The sequence below is a fragment of the Salarchaeum sp. JOR-1 genome, assembly GCF_007833275.1.
Lineage (GTDB): Archaea > Halobacteriota > Halobacteria > Halobacteriales > Halobacteriaceae > Salarchaeum.
Genome location: NZ_CP042240.1, coordinates 142,476 through 159,058, shown reverse-complemented (window position 1 = coordinate 159,058; position 16,583 = coordinate 142,476). Strand labels below are relative to the sequence as shown.

Here is a 16,583-nt window from a genome sequence, read left to right as displayed (position 1 = left end):
CTTATATATAAAGAAGTTTCGAGTAATGTTACAGTCAACAGGCACGAGAGTCGTCTCCATCGCCTTAACCAACAAAACTATGGATTCGTGGGACGTGTTGGTTAACACGAGAGTAGCCGATGTCCGACGAACCCCCGACCCCACCGGCGAACCTCCCGACGGAGATCGTCAACACGCTCAACGAGTCGGACCCGGAGCAGCTCCGAGACGTTGCGACGTACGCTGAAGCGCTCGCCGAGCACAAGGAACGAGAGGCCCGTCTCGAGGAGTCGGCAGATCAAGAAGAGGTCGAAGAGCGACCGGACGATCTCCCGGACGACGTCCCTGCAAAAGCGACGATCACGATCAAAGAAATCAACGACAATCGCTACTACTACTGGCAGTGGCGGGAGGGAGAGAAGATTCGTTCTCAGTACAAGGGTCCGGTCAACCCGGACGAGTAAAACTCGATGATGGAGGACACCCACCCCACGTTTCCGTCGTAACTGGATGTTGGTGGAGGGGGTGACGCTGATTTCGAAGGGACCACACCCCCCGCGTTTCCGTCGTTTCTCCACGACGGCGTAGGGAGAGACTACGATAGTGCAATACAGCCACTAATTCTGTTGACCTAGAACTAATCTAGAGAAGAACTAACTTCTGTAACACATAGATTAAAGTGGTATAGCTGAGAAACGCTCATTAAGTGTACTTCGACCAAAGAGGGGGGCGAAGTACTTCGCCCCCCTCAGATGAAACGATCCTTTCCAGCTGCTTCTGTAGACGGCCAGTATTGGACGGCTAGGCCGCTCTCATCTTTGGTATCTCGTCGTGGATGTCTTCTTCGAGTCCCCTCCCCACCTGTTCGGTGATTACGACGGAAACGTGGGGTGTGTGGGTTCGGGATTCGACATCGAGGCGACGCTTCCGTCTACGGGTTTCCTCCCTCACGTCGGAAACGCGGCTATATTGTCAGCAATCCAATTCCACCGAATTACAGCATTTTCCGGCTGATATCGGACAAGGAACGTCGGAAACGTGGGGTGACGTTCTCCACTAGATTTATACTCCCCCCGCTCACACCGTGTGATATTCAATGACGCCCGACTCTTCACCCAGTTCTGTCGACGATCCACTCTTTGAATCCGGGCATCGTATCTTCGCGAACAAGGATCTCCTGAAAATCGGCCACGTTCCGGAGGCTGACCGGATCGTCGGTCGCGACGAGGAAATCTCGAAGCTCGCGAAACGTCTCAACGGTGCTGTCCACGGGTACTCCCCGGAAAACATGATGATCTACGGGAAAACGGGGACCGGTAAATCTCTCGTTTCGAAACACGTCTGCCAACGAGCTCAGAATGCCGCTCAGGATGGCGTCGAGATTGGAACCGCGTATATCGACTGTGCTGAAGACAACACGGAGACTCAAGCAATCTCCTCACTGGCCGCGAAGCTGAACGATGAATCTTCGACTGGAATCTCCGTCCCCCATACCGGCCTCAGTACGTCGAAATACTACAAACTCCTCTGGAAGACGCTCGACGCTCAATTCGATTCTGTGATCATCATCCTCGACGAGATCGATCTGATGAACGACGACAGCGTGCTGATGAAGCTCTCGCGCGCTGAGGAGGCGGGAAAAATCGACTGTAGCGTCGGTGTCATCGCGATCAGCAACAAGATCCAGTACGTCGACAACGTGAACGAGCGCGTGAAAAGCAGCTTCCAGCACAAGGAGCTGTTCTTCAAGCCATACGACGCCAACCAGCTCCGGGAGATCATGTTCAACCGCGAGGACGCCTTCCAGGACGACGTCCTTTCCGAGGACGTGATTCCGCTCTCGGCGGCCTTCGCCGCGCAGGAACACGGTGACGCTCGGAAGGCGATCGACATTCTTCGCCACGCCGGGGAGGTCGCCTACGAGGCCGGAGCAGAGCAGGTGACGGAGGAACACGTCCGCCAGGCACAGCAGCACGCCGAAAAGGACCGGTTCAGAGAACTCGTGAACGGCGCACCCACGCAGGCGAAGGCGGCGTTGCTGGCGCTCACGGAGCTGAGTGTCAACAGCAACGACGATGCGTTCCTCACGAGCCGGGTGTACGACCAGTACGAACGCATCTGCAACCATCTCGATATGGATATCCTCTCCGTCCGCCGGTTCCGCGACATCCTGAAAGAGCAGGCCTTCCTCGGGGTTGTCGAAATCGAGAAGATCAACAAGGGGAGTGCGGGCGGCATCCATCTCCAGAACCGACTCATCGAAGATCCCCAGGTCGTCCGCGAAACGATCCTTGAGGACAGCCGGATGCAGGACTGGACTCGCGAGTAGTGACCCCCTACTACTGAATGGGTGCGGACGACGGAAATCCGGGGTGGGGCGTGAGGAAACGACGGAAACGAGGGGGGTCGAAAATTACGTCGGAAACGTGGGGTTGGATCGAAACGACGGAAACCAGGGGTGGAGTCCACTACGACAGTTCGTTGGTGGCTTCGAACGAGCTCAAAACGGCGTCCCTCTCACCGGAGAGCTCCCGGCGAATGTCGGATCGGTTCCACCCGAGCGGTGAAAGCACGCTCTCGACCGCTCTGATCAGCTGCGTCTCGTAGTACGAGGCGTCGTAGGTCTCGATCTCCTCGTGGGCGAGGGCGACCCGGTCTCGCGAGAATTTCTCGTCGTCGACAACTACGTACTCGATGTCCTGTCCCGGGTGGATGGGGAGGTCTTGGTCTCGATCCCACTTCAGCGCCGCCACGTTCTGCGTGGTCGGCGTGTAGCCCTCCAGCGGCTTGGAGACACGATTCCGTTCGACGAGCTGCTCGACCGGCACCGTTCTAGCATGGAGGCGCTTGATCGCGTCCTGAAGACAGTCGAGGACGACGTCCGGTGACCGCGTGGCATCGAGCTGGTCGAGACAGTCCCGCTGGACGTCCTCGATGAACGGCGGGGTCGAGCGCTGCCGGGCTTCGATCCCTCTGACCTTGAAGTCGCCGTCGACAGCGTCCGTCGCCATCCCGTACAGGGTCGGGGCGCTCTCGCTCGTCGAGCAGACCAGGACGTCCGGATCGTGTGCGTCGAGCGCCCCCTGAACGGCGGTCAGGATCGGCGGCCGAGCCAAAGAAGTCGTCTTCAGTGGCGGTGGGACAGGCCGACTGTACTACATCACTCTCAGCGGCGCGATTGAACAAGTCCAGACCGAAAACAGCACTGTGACCGGTACGGAGAAGCCTGGCGTCGGCTGGTTATGATGAGGGAGTCGGTTCTTCCCGAGTAGCGAAGGCATCCGCCGAATGAGAAATAGACAGCGAGGAATTCAAGCGACGAGTCCGTGAGTCCGCCCTCATATGGCTCGTATACAACATTCAATAGTACGTAACCCACTAATTCCAACGACCGATGGCGAGTCAATGAGCGAAGATTCTATACTCTCATCTAAACCTAACTTTTAGATCTAATTTTAGTTTAATTTTTTATCTCAATAATTAATATAAATAAGTAAATTTTATTTATGCTAAATAGACTGTGTTTAAATGTAGTACACGATGATCGACTCTCTCACAAACGAATCTTCCCGCGAAAAATCGGAAGATTCCTCGATTAACGGCCTGTGGACGCGCCTCATACTCGGAGTGCTCGGCGCGGCCTGCCTCAGTGCTATCGGTTCACTCCGGCAACGAGAAGATCTCAGTGAAGTACTCACACAGGGGCGCTACCACGTCGATTCAGATAAGAAAGGCATCCACCTCAAGCAGAAGTCAGAAATCTGCTTGGTGACACTAAAAAAGGCCAATATCGAGTTGTCCATCGGTGGCTCAAGCACCCGTGCCGCTAAAAAGGAGTAGTCGAACGTGCAGAGTGCGCCTCCGACGGCGACTCGAACCAGTCGTATACTCTCTGGCAAACCTGAACAAACCCAAACCGATGAACTGGAGTGAGACCGACTGAAAATGCGCGAGCTCGAAGTCCCCATTCCCGAAGGAAAACTCGACGCCGTCGTCGACGTGCTCGCGGATCGAGACACTAAGTACACTGTCACGGACACCCGTGAGGAAGACGAGTACGCCCACCTGCTCACCGCCGTCGTCCACGTCGAGGATGTCGAGGATGTGCTCGAAGAACTCCGCGACATTGGCATCGAGAAGGAAAGTGTCGTTCTCCTCTCAGAGACGGATACGGTTCGTTCCGAGTCGCTGGAAGACCGGACACAGAAGACGTCACTGCGCAAGGAGGCGACGCGTATCCCCCGCGAGGAGTTACTCGACAGCGCGAAGGGCATGGTCGGCTCGCCTCATTACGCACTATTCACCACCGTGAGTACTATCGTGGCTACTGCCGGGCTAGTCGCGAACCTACCTTCGGTAGTCATCGGTGCCACTGTCGTCGCTCCACTGATGGGCCCGGCCGTCGGATCGAGTGTCGGCACCGCACTCAACGACCGTGGACTCTTTCGGTTCGGCCTGAAACGGCAACTCCTCGGCGTCGCACTCGTCCTCGTCGTCGCGACGATCACCGCTGGAGTGATCCGGGTGGGGATCGCTCCGAACATCCACCTGCGTAGCGTTTTCACCATCACCCGCATCACCAACCCCGGCGTTCTCGCACTCGTCATCGCCCTCGGGGCCGGTGTCGCAGGTGCGCTCTCGATTACCACCGGATTGAGTGAGGCGCTCGTCGGCGTGATGGTCGCCCTCGCCGTCGTTCCACCTGGCGCAGTCGCAGGCATCGCGTTCGTGTACGGCGCCGTCCCGGTCGCCGTCAGCGCGCTCGTCCTCGCGCTCGTCAACGTGATCGCTATCAACCTCGCCAGCCTTGCGACGTTCTGGCTGAAGGGGTACCGGCCCGAACACTGGACAGATCAACGCGATGCACGCAAACAGACCATCAAGCGTGCGGGAATCCTCGTCTGCTGTGTGCTCGTCCTGACCTCGTTCCTCGTCGTCTCGACCATCGATGCCCAACAGACCAGGACGTTCCACGACGAGGTGAACCGAGTCCTTGCGGAGAGTGGCGTCAACGTAACTGAAATCGAGTACGAGTACGACCGTGACCTCGTCCGGCGGACGCCGACTGTCGTCACTGTGCATATTGCCGAGCGGCCCGCGAACCCGGACGCCTTGCGCGAGCAGATCGACGACGCCACCGTCGGCGACGTACGAGTCACATTCATCGTAGAGAAGACGCTCCAGAAGCAAGAGATGAATTGAGTATCAAGTCGAACGGAGAACACCCCGTGTGCGAAATGAAAGTCGAACGGGGAACCTCAAGAGGAACCGAAACTGAACCGTTTTACACTTCGATAACGGGGAGTCGTCGACCAGATATCCGTCGATCGTGAGGGCGGTCGCGATAAACGACCAGCGCCGACAGGGCTCCCTCTGGAAGTTCGACGAGTTCACCGAAGAGGAGCGAGCGTTCCTCAACAACCACAACCTGCTCGCCGCCGAAGAGCCGCTCCAGCAGAGCTACGAGACCAGCTCCCGCAAGCCCGAGAAGATGGCCAAGTACGAGAACGCGCCCCGTCGGTGCTTCGTGCTCTCGCGCAGCTGCGTCGCGTCGTGGGAGTGCAAGACGAACTCCGCATCGCGAAGTCCCGCAGATCTTTTTATATAGTTCGAGTGTGATCGTCCGGACATGGAGCTCATGCTGCGTTTTTTCGCGAACTTCCGTGAGACAGTCGGTCAGAAGACGATCCGCCGGGAGTACGCGGACGGCTCGACAGTCGGAGACGTGCTTCGAGACCTCTCGGATGAACACCCCAAGATGGAGCTGTTCGACGACGACGGCTCGCTCCGCGAGTACCTCACAGTCATGAAAGAGGGGCGGGACATCACGTACATCGACGGACTGGAGACGGAGCTCACCGACGGCGACAGGGTTAGCGTGTTCCCACCGGTCGCCGGCGGATCGAGATCTTCGCCGCACGCCACTCACCGGTAACTAAACGGGTAGTTCAACGCTACGCGCCCGGCATCGGACAGCCCGGTTCGAGGCCGAGTGCTCGCTGTGAGTACGGTGCTCGATTCGCCCACGAGCGCTGTCGACCGACCGTGTTCGTCACTGGCGGGATCGACACTCGTGGCCATCTTTATTGTCTGAGACGTCCGAAAACGAGTGTGGACGAAATCGAACTACGAATCCCGGAGCGCATTGTCGATTCGCTTCCACCCGAGAGCGAGGACACGAAACAGGACATCGGTGAGGCCGTCGCTGGCTGGGAGCGAGAGCTCAACGCCGCGCTCACCGCCGCGGACGAGGAGGACGGGGCGAGCGCGATCGTCGACATGATCGAGCGCTTCGAAGACCGGTGGGAGAAGTACGACGAGTTCATCGTCGAACTGCGCGCCTGGGGCCAGTCACCGATCTACGCGATGGCCTGGCGAGACCTGCACGGCGCCGTCCTCCAACAGATCCACGAGCACGACGACCTGGCGGATCGGATCAACCGTGAACGCCACGCCCGCATCTTCAACGACGGTATCAGGCCCGGGTCGGGATCCGGCTAGCGCCGCACAATCGAGCGCCGGATCGGGGAGTGTCGACTGCGAAGCCGCCGCCGACAGTTTTAGTCGTCCGCCATCCCGTAGGACGAGTGATGATAACACGCGAACGGAGCTATCGAGCGCTCTCCGCCAGGGCGGCGGTCGGCTATCTCGAGAACCTCGGCGGCGAACAGGTCGACGAGGAGACCGTCGAGGGCGACGACTGGCGGGCGTCAGTGTCCGAGCGGACGGTCGATGTCGGGCCGTCAATCCGGCTTAACGAGGTGACCGTCGTCTTCGAAGGCGAGGAGGCGGCCGTTGAACACGTCATCGAGAAGTTCTCCCAGAAGGCGATCCGGGCGGGCGGGTGAGACGACCTGTCAGATCGGACGGCTGACCGCACCGATCCGCTCGACGGCCAGACCGGCCGATCCCGCCGGTGCGACGGCGAACGGCACGCACTCGGGGATGTCGACGATGCTCGAACACGTCCAGCAAACCGTTCGAGAACCGCGGTCTATCCGGGCGCCGGGAGTGGGCGCTGTGTCACGTGTCCGTGCGTTCGATCGTGCCGACGACGCGTTCGGAGAACTCGACCTCGGTGAGGCTGCCGTTGTGGAGGGCGTCGAGCCACTCTGACTCGACGTGCCACCGGCCCTGCTCGACGCCGTCGAAGTCCGTCACGGTCGCGTCGATGTCCGCGCCACGCCAGTCGTCGTCGTGGAGGTCGCGGAAGACGTTGATCACTCGTCCGACCTCGCGGTGCGGAACGACGCCTTCGCCGTCCGCCGAGAGCGACTCGTAGGTCACCTCGTAGCGTCCGCCTGCGTCGACGACCTCGTCGACGTAAACGCCGTGACTGGTCAGGCGGGCCGCTACTCGAAACTCGAACTTCGTGTTCTCGCGCTCGGTCATACAGTAGTGGAGTGGGGACGCGACTGTAAGTGGTCGCTTCGCGGCTTCAGTCGTCGGCGGGGGCCGGGGAGTCGCCGGTGGAGACGCCCGTTCCGGGGCCGACATCGATGCCGAGGTCGTCGAGTTTCTCGTCGGGGACGACGCCGTCGACCCATCCGCGAACCTCGTAGTACTCGTCTTTCAGTTGGTCGAGCTCGGCGAGTTCACCCGCCGCGCCGCCCTGCGCGGGAATCGCGTCCTCGTGGCCTTCGACGAACCGGCCGGGGAGGTCGTCGTCGTCGCCGTCGAACCCGGCGAGGTTGTTATAGTAGCGTTCGAGGTTGTAGATGCGTTCACCGGCTTCCATCAGTTCTTCCTCGGTGACGTCACGGCCGGTCATGCCGTTGTACTGGAGGACGTACTCCTCGATCCCCTCCGCGAAGGCGTTGAACTTACAGATATCGAAGGAGTCGGAGATGGCGTGCATGTCCTGGAAGGTGACACAGAGCTCGCCCTTCCCCTCGGGCTCGTGCGGGTCGACCTGTTCGGGGATGCCGAGGATCTCCGCGGCCGGCGTGTATCCCCGGAGGTGGCAGGCCCCGCGGTTCGAGGTCGCGTACCCGATCGCCATCCCCTTCATGCAGCGGGGGTCGTAGGCGGCCATCGACTGGCCCTTGACCGCCAGGGAGTTCTCTTCGGCGTCGAACGCTTCTTCGAGGTGGGCGAGCCCGCCGGCGAGGTGGTCGGCGAACTCGTCTTCGCGGTGGGCGATCCGGTCGAGCAGGTCGATCATCGCCTCGGAGTCCCCCCACTCGACTCCCTCGTCGAGGTCGTCGAACTTCCCCTCCTCCGTCATCTCCATAGCCATCGCGATGGTGTTGCCCGCGTCGATGGTGTCGATGCCGAGGTCGTTGCACTTATCGATCAACAGCACGGAGTCGTCGAGATTGCTGTGGCCGGAGTTCGGGCCGAGCGCCCAGGCGGACTCGTACTCGAAGGACTCCATCCGGACGTTGAGCTCGTCGCCCTTGTGCTCTGCCTGAACTTCGACCTCCTTCTTACAGGCAACTGGGCAGGAGTGACAGGTCGGCTCGTCGACGAGGATGTTCTCCCGGACGGTCTCCCCGGAGACCTGTTCGGCGTCGGTGTCCACGCCTTCGGACTCACGCATCGAGCGCGTCGAGGAGTATTTCCCGTTCTTCGCCGGCAGGCCGTCCATCTCTTCGGTGGCGTTCATCAGGACGTTGGTTCCGTACATCGAGAGTCCGCCCTCGTTGGGCGCGGTGACCTCGGACTCCTGGATGAGTTGCATCGCCTGCTTGTGGCCTTCGCGGAACGTCTCCTGATCGGCGGGCTGTTGCATCTCCGTCGAGGACTTGATGACGACCGCCTTGAGGTTCTTCGACCCCATGACGGCTCCGGTGCCACCGCGGCCGGACGCCCGGTCGTCCTCGTTGATGATGCAGCCGTATCGCACCTCGTTCTCGCCGCCCGGCCCGATAGTCATGATCGAGAGGTCCTTGCCGTACTCGCCCTCGAGTTCGTCCTCGACGATGGCCTGGGTTTCGTGGATACCCTTCCCCCACAGGTGGGAGGCGTCACGGAGTTCGACCTCGCCGTCCTCGACGTAGGCGTAGACGGGCTCGTCGGCGGCGCCCTCGAACAGAAGGCCGTCGAAGCCGGCCCACTTCAGGCGGGCGCCCGACCAGCCGCCGTGGTGGGAGTCCGTTACCTGTCCCTCGATCGGTGATTTCGTACAGATAGCGATCCGGCCGCTCATCGTCACCTGCGTCCCCGTCAGCGGCCCGTTCATGAACGCGATGAGATTATCGGGGCCGAGTGGGTCGACGTCGATTCCGTTGTCGAAGACGTACTTGACGCCGAGTCCGCGCGCACCGATGTACTTCTTCGCGTCCTCGTCGTCGACGCTCTCGTAGTTCACCTCGCTCTCGCTGAGGTCGACCCGTGCGACGTGGTCGTGGAACCCACCCAAGTCAGTCATGATAGTATACTACATACCACGGATCGCTACGTACTTAATGATTAGGCCTACGCACACCCCCAGAACGGCGTATTATCGGCGTGAGAACGCCATTCGTGGCGATAGCCGCCCTCGGAGATACCGCCCCAGAGAGTCACCGGGCGGCGAACACACTCCTGGCGAGGCGGAGACGCTCGCAGGTGAGTCCGGGACGCTCGCCCTCAGCGCACCCACCGATCCCCGAACGACCCCGCGATAACGCGGCCACCTGCAAGCAGCTAACGACGGGCCGCGCGCGCACCTGTGGGCGCTTGACGCGCTCCCGCTATCGCCGGAGGGCCGTCCGCTATTCCGGCTTGCGTTCGCAGAGCCACCGATCTCAGAGCGCGGCCTCCAGGCGCTCGATCGGATGCGGGGGCGTGCTCGCTCCGTCGCGGTCGCCGAGCTGACTCCGACAGGACGCCCCGGGTGCGACGACTTGGTCGCCGTCGCTCTCCTCGACTTGGCGGAACAGGCGTCGACCGATGGCCTGGGAGAGCTCGTAGTGTTCGTCCTCGTAGCCGAACGAACCCGCCATCCCACAGCAGCCCGAGTCGATGGCGTCGACCGTGTAACCGGCGCGGCGGAGCACGCCGACGGCGTGGTGGTCTTTGTTCGTGGCTTTTTGGTTGCAGTGGCCGTGATAGGACAGCGACTCCGCGGGCGCGGTCCAGTCGACGTTCTCGCCGAGCCGGTACGTGTCGAGGTACTCACAGACGCCGAACGCGCTCGCCGCGACGGCCTCGGCGCGCTCCGTCCCGGGGAAGAAATCCCGGTACTCGTCCTGGAACATCACCGCGTCCGAGGGCTCGACGAAGACCACGTCCCAGCCGGCCTCGACCTGTGCGGCGAGCGCGTCGACGTTCTCGCGGGCGGACTCCTTTGCGGCGTCGAGAAAGCCCTTCGAGTAGGCGGCGCGGCCGCTATCGGTGACGTCCTCGGCGAGTTCGACGTGGACGCCGGCGGCTTCGAGCACGCGAACCGCTGCCTTCCCCGGCTCGGGATAGCTGTAGTTAGTGTACGTGTCCGGAAAGAGCAGGGCCTTCCGCTCGGCGTCGGCTTCCGAGACCTGCGGCGTCCGTTCGGCCAGCCACGTTTCGAGCGTGTCGCGGCGGAACGTCGGGAGTTCGCGGTCGCGGTGGATGCCCAGCACCGACTCCATGACCGCGCGAGCGCCGGGGAGGGACGTCCCCCAGTTCGAGACCGGTGCGAGCATACTGCCGACCTTCGAGACGGTATCGATGTTGGCGAACAGTCGCTCGCGGAGGCCCGCACCGTGCTCCTGGTGGTAGTCGTGTTTGACCTCCGTCTTCAGTTTCGCCATGTCGACGCCGGTCGGACAGTCGGACTGACACCCCTTACACCCGATGCAGAGGTCGAGCACCTCCTCCGTGAACCGCTCGGAGTGGAGTTCGTCCTCGTCGAGTTCGCCGCTGATAGCCGCCCGAAGCAGGTTCGCTCGACCGCGCGTCGTCTGAATCTCTTCCCCGGAGGCGCGGTAGGTCGGACACATCGTGTCGCTGTCCGTCTGCCGGCACGTCCCACAGCCGTTACAGAGTTCGACGAGATGTGAGAACCCGCCCTCCTCGGTGAAGTCCTGCTCGGTCTGCGGTTCGACGGACTGGTAGGCCGCGCCGTAGCGGAGGTGGTCGCGCGTGTCAGTCGGGTTGTCCTCCCGGTAGACGACCGTTCCCGGGTTCATCAGCCAGTCCGGGTCGGCGGCGCTCTTGACGTCCTTGAACGCCTGCCAGATGTCCGGCCCGTACATCTTGGGGTTGAACTCCGTGCGTGCGAGGCCGTCGCCGTGCTCCCCGGAGAACGACCCGTGGTGTTCGAGAACGAGATCCGTGACGTCCTCGGTGATCGAATGCATCGCCTCGATGCCATCCTCGTCCTTGAGGTTGAGAATGGGGCGGATGTGGAGGGTGCCGGCGCCCGCGTGCGCGAAGTACGCCGCTGACGTGCCGTGCTCGTGAAGGACGTCCTGGAACGACTGGACGTACTCCGCGAGTTCGTCGGGGGGAACTGTCGCGTCCTCGATGAACGGGTAGGGTTTCGGATCGCCCTGCATCCCCATCAGCAGGGGGATCGCGGCTTTGCGGAGTTTCCAGAGGTCGTCCTGTGCCGCGTCGGAGTACGCCGCGAGTGTGTCGAAGGCGTCGCCGTTCGCGAGGAACCGCTCGTCGGTCGCCGCGATAGCCGCCTCGAAGTCGTCGTGGAGTTCGGAGTCGTACTCGAGCATGAGCGCGGCCGCGGCGTCCCCGGGAATCGGTTCGGCGTACTGGGCGAACTCCGCCGAGTCGCGTGCGAGGTCGAACAGCTCGTCGTCCATCAGTTCGACGGCACTCACGTCGTACTCGAGGGCCTGCGGGACGGCCTTCATCGCATCGAGGAGGTCGTCGAAGAAGTAGAGCGCGAGCGCCGTCTCCGCCGGCTTGGTGACGAGTCCGAGCTCGGCCTCGACGACGACACCGAGCGTTCCTTCGGAGCCGACGAAGAGCGTCGAGAGGTTGATGCACTCGTCTCCCGCCTCGTTCTCGTAGATGACGCGGTCGAGGGTGTAGCCGGAGACGTTTCGCTTCAGATCCGGATAGCGTTCCGCGATCGCGTCCTGGTTCTCCTCGACGGCCTCTCGAACCGTCCGGTAGAGCCGGGCTTCGAGTGAGTCGCCCGTCGAGACGGCGTCCCATTCCTCGGAGTCGAGGACGATTTCTCGGGTTTCCGCGATCGACCCGTCCGCGAGGACGACCCGGAGGCGTTCCGTGTACGCGTCGGTGATGCCGTATCGGACCGAGTGAGCGCCCGTGGAGTTGTTCCCGATGCCGCCCCCGATCGTCGCACGGTTCGAGGACGCGGGGTCGGGCGCGAATTTGAGTCCGTGCTCGGCGAGCGCGTCGTCGAGGTGGTCTTGCACGACGCCCGGTTGGACGGTCGCTCGCTTTTCACCGGGCGAGACGTCGAGGATGTCGTCCATGTGTCGGCTGAGGTCGAGAACGACACAGCCGGGGCCGACGGTCTGTCCGCCCAGCGACGAGCCGGTTCCGCGTGGGAGGATCGGAACGTCGTGGTCGGCCGCGACCTCGACTGCGCCCTGCACGTCGGCGACGTCGCGCGGGCATACCGCTCCGGCCGGTCGGGCCTGGTAGATGCTGCCGTCGGTCGCGTAGAGTATCTGGGCGTACTCGTCGAACATGACCGCTCCCTCGACGCGGTCTCGGAGGTCGGACGCGAGTGCTGCGTACTCCGCGACGTCGGGATGGTCGTGTCCGAGTGCGTCGACGGACGTCGTCAGTCCGCTGGAATCGTAGTCGTCGTCGACAGCCATGTACTATCATGAAAAAACAAGATAATTAAGCGCTGCGGTGAGACACCTATAATTCCATACACGCGTATAAGTACATGAATAGAGACTAAACGAAACGGTGACCCAGCAAACACAGGCGTTCGCGGCTGTGCAACTCGCTTCCGCATCCGCGATATCCCTCCGCAGACCACCGCTATCCGTTTTCGAACACACGACGTCAGGTAGTGTCGGTCTCGCTGGCGGCATGGTCGCAACGAACAGTGCCCATCGCGAGAGATCGGAGCGCGATCCGTTCACACAGCAGCCCCGCCGATGTCGAGAGCGTTCATTCGAAGCAGCCCAGCACCGCTTCAGAAAACCCGCGTTGCAACGCGGTCATCGCCGCGTTCGCAGCCCGGTCGTGGAACAGTCCGGCGATACGGTTGTTTTCCACGGGGGCTCCCGACTACGTCACCGAACCGGTGGGACGACCGCGGTCATCTAGCGGTAATTTTTTTCCATAGATCCACGCGAGCAGAGGAATCTCAAACATCATCTCTGCTACCTCAGCGTTCAGGTTCCGTCCCACGAAAGAATAGAGTGTATATGGAGCACATAGTTGTCCTCGGTGCCGGCGTCGGCGGTACGATGACCGCCAACATGCTTCGCCGCCGCCTGGATCGCACCGAAGCCGAAATCACCGTCGTCGACAAGAGTACAGAGCACGCGTACCAGCCGTCGTTCTACCTCCTCCCGTTCGAGTACATGGAGCCCGAAGACCAGTTCCGGGACGTCGATGGCTTACTCCGCAGCGGCGTCGACTTCGCCCACGACGAGGTCACCGGCGTCGACCCCGAGGAAAAGACCGTCGCGCTCGGCGACGGCACCCTCTCCTACGACTACTTGGTCGTCGCGCTGGGCCACCGACTCGCGCCCGAGACGACCCCCGGCATGCTGGAGGGCTGGGAGGAGACCGACGCCGTCTACCCATTCTACGACTTCGAGGCCGCCATGGGTCTGCGCGACGCCCTCGCGGACTTCGAGGAGGGAACCTTCGTCGTGTCCGTCCCGGAGACGTCGATCAAGTGCGGGGGCGCGCCGCTGAAGATGACCATGCTCGCCGAGGACTACTTCCGGCGTCAGGGCGTCCGCGACGACGTCGAGGTCGTCATGACCAAGGGCAGCGACGCCGTCTTCGGCGTCTCACCCTACCGCGAGAAACTCGAGGAGATCTGGGCGGAACGAGACATCCAAGCCAACCTCGGATTCGAGGTCGATGAAATCGACCACGAGGCACAGGTCATCCACTCCACCGACGGCGACACACAGGAGTACGACCTGTACGCGCCCGTCCCGCCCCAGTACGGCCAGCCGGCCCTCACCGAGAACTCGCCGCTGACGGACGGTGAGTACGTCACGGTTGATAAACACACCCTCCAGCACACCGAGTACCCGGACGTGTTCGCGCTCGGTGACGGGGCCGACACGCCCAACGCCAAGACGGCGGCCGCCGCGCGCAAACAGTCCCACGTCGTCCTCGACAACCTCACGGCCCACATCGAGGGCGGGCGCCTGACCGCCGAGTACGATGGGTACGCGGCCTGCCCGCTGCTAACGAAGAAGGGCAAGGCGATGGTCGCGGAGTTCGACTACGAGGAGAGCATCTCGGCGCCCGTCGAGAGCCGGATGAACTGGATCATGGACGTCAACGTCCTGCCCAGCGTCTACTGGAACACCTGGCTGCGCGGCTACGACCCACTCCCGTAACAATGACGAGTGACGCCAAATCCGCCGATACGACCGGTTCGATCGACGACGAGTCCGAACTGGCCAGGGCAATCGACGAGAACGAAGACGAACTCGCGGAGTTACTCCGGTTGCTCGCGGTCGCCGAGGAACTCGCCGCCGACCTGGCGCCGGAACTCCGCGAGAGCGTCCGGGAGAACCGCGAGCCGATCCGGGAGCTCCGCGTGGCCGTCGAACGCGAGGAGGCGCTCGTCCTCCTCCAGCGGGTCGGTCAGGAGGCGGACACGCTCGTCGAACTGCTCGACGTGCTGGCGGCCTCGAAAGACCTCGCCGACGACCTCGTGCCGGAGTTGCGGGTCGCCATCCACGAGAATCGCGACGTCGTCGAACGGCTCCGGATGGCCGTCGAGCGCGAGGAGACGCTGGTGTTGCTCGAACGCCTCGGCGAGAACGCCGACACGCTCGCAGAGTTACTCGACTTGCTTGACGCGACGCACGACCTCGCGATGGATCTCGCGCCGGAACTGCGAGACGTGGCGCAGGACAACCGGAACGTGATCCGAGACCTCCGGATGGCTGCCGCGGGCTTTGCGGACGCCCACGCGGAGAACGACGTCGAGATGTACGAACTCGGCCGGAACGCCGGCAACATGGTTGCGCTCGTCCAGACGCTGGGCGACCCGCAGGTCACGGACGCCATCGACGCCACGGTCGAGGGCCTCGCGACGGACGACCCCAAGCCCGTGGGTTTCTTCGGCCTCGTCCGGGCGCTGTTCGACGCCGATGTCAGGCGCGCGCTCGGCCGACTGGTCGCCGCGGCCCGGGGCCTCGGGAGCAGTCAGGAGGGCGCCGAGGACTGAGGACGGGGTGCGGTTCGATACGCACCACACGGCGGTGGGGCGCCGCCAGAAATACCGGAGAGCGCTCCAGTCCCGCCGGACGGTTTCACTGTCCGTCGGGGGCGGCCGGCGTGTGCGTTCCGCGCGGTGGTGGTAGCGCAGCGTCCGGGCGGCGTCATTCTTCGTTCGAACGCGTGATGCCGGTGATTTCGAATCGAGCGTCGCGCGTGGTGCCCTCGACGACGCGGATGTCCCAGTCGTGAATGTCGGTGATGTCGTTCACGATTGACAGCCCGTACCCGGGACTTTCGCTGTCGGTGGAGAACCCGGATTCGAACACGCGCGCAACCCCGACGGAAATCGCGGACAGCGTGGGCGTAGCGCGCCCCCACGTCTCTCGCGCGCTGTCCCAGCTCAAAGACAAAGGCGTCGTCGAACTCCGCGTCCCCGAAGCCCGAACCGTCAACCGATACTACGGCCTCACAGAGACGGGACGGACGGCCTGGCCGGAGATACAGCAGGCCGTCCAGAACGTCGACTGGGACGTCGCGGATCCGGACAGCCCGAAACTACGGGAGATAGTCGACCTGGCCCGGGACGAATTCGGCGAGGGGCTGCGGTGTATCGGAACCTACGACGGCGAAATGGTAACGATCTGGTACATCGACCCTGCGGTCGAGGCGTCGTACTCGGACAGGGAGTTCGAAGAGGGACTCCGAACCCTCATCTTCGACCACTCGCTGGACGAAATCACCGTCTCCGGGGCGGACTGCTGGTCGGACACCCTCCACTTCGGAGAGTTCTCGGTGGTTCGCGTCCGGGTCGCAGACGGATCGAGAATCGCCGTCACGTTCGACGACGACGAGAACGTCGCCGTCCCGGCGTTCGCAGACGCCGTCCAAGCCGTCTTCGAGCCATACGTCGAGAACCGGGAGTGACGACCGCGTCTGCCCGTTCACTCGGGTGTTTCGTGGAGGAAGGACTGCACCTCGACGGTACGGCCGTCCGGGTCGTTCGCGAAAAACTGGTAAATGCGGTACTGGTCGTTCTCGTGCGGGTCCTCGCGGGCGGCGGTGCCGAGACGGTCGTGCATCGCGTCCACCGCATTCGTGGTGTCGTAGACGAACGTGATGACGCCCTCCGTCTCGGTGTGGTCGGCGTCGCAGAACCCGAACCGAAACCCTTCGAAGGCGAGGATTGTACAGCCGGGTTGTTCGAGCCAGACGTCCGCGTCGAACGTCTCAGTGTACCACTCCACGAGGGCCGCGCGATTCTCCGTCCGATAGAAGACGATGCCAGACACGAGCGGACGCTCTCGCGGCGGGCTTGTGTGCGTTTCGGCGCG

The 16,583-nt window shown here is 62.6% G+C and carries 14 protein-coding genes and 2 pseudogenes; 11 read left to right on the top strand and 5 right to left on the bottom strand.

Annotation, left to right across the window (positions count from 1 at the left end; genetic code table 11):
* The first annotated feature begins 119 nt into the window (after window positions 1-119).
* Together FQU85_RS00775 and orc4 are read left to right on the top strand one after the other, a co-directional pair.
* Entirely contained in the window at window positions 120-443 is a 324-nt protein-coding gene (locus FQU85_RS00775) for a hypothetical protein (RefSeq protein WP_145843633.1), read from the top strand.
* Between the two features lie 632 nt (window positions 444-1,075).
* On the top strand, window positions 1,076-2,308 hold the full coding sequence (gene orc4, locus FQU85_RS00770) for a DNA replication protein Orc4 (protein ID WP_145843632.1): 1,233 nt from the start codon (window positions 1,076-1,078) through the stop codon (window positions 2,306-2,308).
* 139 nt (window positions 2,309-2,447) lie between these two features.
* Here orc4 and FQU85_RS00765 read toward each other — a convergent pair.
* Window positions 2,448-2,978: pseudogene (locus tag FQU85_RS00765) on the bottom strand (DNA polymerase domain-containing protein); the annotation flags it as partial.
* Window positions 2,979-3,519: 541 nt separating this feature from the next.
* On the opposite strand from FQU85_RS00765, the gene FQU85_RS00760 reads away from it, so the two are divergent.
* The 6 genes and pseudogenes from FQU85_RS00760 (at window position 3,520) to FQU85_RS00735 (ending at window position 6,827) form a co-directional block, all read left to right on the top strand.
* Window positions 3,520-3,819 (top strand): hypothetical protein, encoded by a 300-nt coding sequence (locus FQU85_RS00760; protein ID WP_145843631.1) that lies wholly within the window; start codon window positions 3,520-3,522, stop codon window positions 3,817-3,819.
* A gap of 105 nt (window positions 3,820-3,924) precedes the next feature.
* On the top strand, window positions 3,925-5,181 hold the full coding sequence (locus FQU85_RS00755; RefSeq protein WP_145843630.1) for a TIGR00341 family protein: 1,257 nt from the start codon (window positions 3,925-3,927) through the stop codon (window positions 5,179-5,181).
* Between the two features lie 124 nt (window positions 5,182-5,305).
* Window positions 5,306-5,497: pseudogene (locus FQU85_RS00750) on the top strand (PadR family transcriptional regulator); the annotation flags it as partial.
* 111 nt (window positions 5,498-5,608) lie between these two features.
* Complete coding sequence (locus FQU85_RS00745) at window positions 5,609-5,914, top strand: ubiquitin-like small modifier protein 1 (protein ID WP_145843612.1); 306 nt, start codon at window positions 5,609-5,611, stop codon at window positions 5,912-5,914.
* Window positions 5,915-6,090: 176 nt separating this feature from the next.
* Window positions 6,091-6,480: a hypothetical protein gene (locus FQU85_RS00740; RefSeq protein ID WP_145843610.1), complete on the top strand. Its 390-nt coding sequence runs from the start codon at window positions 6,091-6,093 to the stop codon at window positions 6,478-6,480.
* A gap of 92 nt (window positions 6,481-6,572) precedes the next feature.
* Complete coding sequence (locus tag FQU85_RS00735) at window positions 6,573-6,827, top strand: hypothetical protein (RefSeq protein ID WP_370516752.1); 255 nt, start codon at window positions 6,573-6,575, stop codon at window positions 6,825-6,827.
* Between the two features lie 175 nt (window positions 6,828-7,002).
* Here the strand turns inward: FQU85_RS00735 and FQU85_RS00730 are convergent, their stop codons facing one another.
* From FQU85_RS00730 to FQU85_RS00720, 3 genes are all read right to left on the bottom strand, one after another.
* Window positions 7,003-7,371 carry a hypothetical protein gene (locus tag FQU85_RS00730; protein WP_145843605.1) on the bottom strand — a complete coding sequence of 123 codons (369 nt, stop codon included), beginning with the start codon at window positions 7,369-7,371 and terminating at the stop codon, window positions 7,003-7,005.
* Between the two features lie 46 nt (window positions 7,372-7,417).
* Window positions 7,418-9,352, bottom strand: a complete 1,935-nt coding sequence (locus FQU85_RS00725) for an aldehyde ferredoxin oxidoreductase family protein (RefSeq protein WP_145843603.1) — start codon at window positions 9,350-9,352, stop codon at window positions 7,418-7,420.
* 358 nt (window positions 9,353-9,710) lie between these two features.
* Window positions 9,711-12,695 carry an FAD-binding and (Fe-S)-binding domain-containing protein gene (locus FQU85_RS00720; RefSeq protein WP_145843601.1) on the bottom strand — a complete coding sequence of 995 codons (2,985 nt, stop codon included), beginning with the start codon at window positions 12,693-12,695 and terminating at the stop codon, window positions 9,711-9,713.
* Between the two features lie 564 nt (window positions 12,696-13,259).
* Between FQU85_RS00720 and FQU85_RS00715 the strand changes: the two genes are divergently transcribed.
* The 3 genes from FQU85_RS00715 (at window position 13,260) to FQU85_RS00705 (ending at window position 16,176) form a co-directional block, all read left to right on the top strand.
* Window positions 13,260-14,420, top strand: coding sequence for an NAD(P)/FAD-dependent oxidoreductase (locus tag FQU85_RS00715; RefSeq protein WP_145843592.1), 1,161 nt, complete (start codon window positions 13,260-13,262; stop codon window positions 14,418-14,420).
* A gap of 2 nt (window positions 14,421-14,422) precedes the next feature.
* Window positions 14,423-15,259 (top strand): DUF1641 domain-containing protein, encoded by an 837-nt coding sequence (locus tag FQU85_RS00710; RefSeq protein WP_145843584.1) that lies wholly within the window; start codon window positions 14,423-14,425, stop codon window positions 15,257-15,259.
* A gap of 251 nt (window positions 15,260-15,510) precedes the next feature.
* A complete protein-coding gene (locus tag FQU85_RS00705; RefSeq protein ID WP_168219907.1) occupies window positions 15,511-16,176 on the top strand; it encodes a winged helix-turn-helix domain-containing protein in 666 nt (221 codons plus the stop codon).
* Window positions 16,177-16,193: 17 nt separating this feature from the next.
* Here the strand turns inward: FQU85_RS00705 and FQU85_RS00700 are convergent, their stop codons facing one another.
* Window positions 16,194-16,541: a VOC family protein gene (locus FQU85_RS00700; protein ID WP_145843562.1), complete on the bottom strand. Its 348-nt coding sequence runs from the start codon at window positions 16,539-16,541 to the stop codon at window positions 16,194-16,196.
* Between the last annotated feature and the right edge of the window lie 42 nt (window positions 16,542-16,583).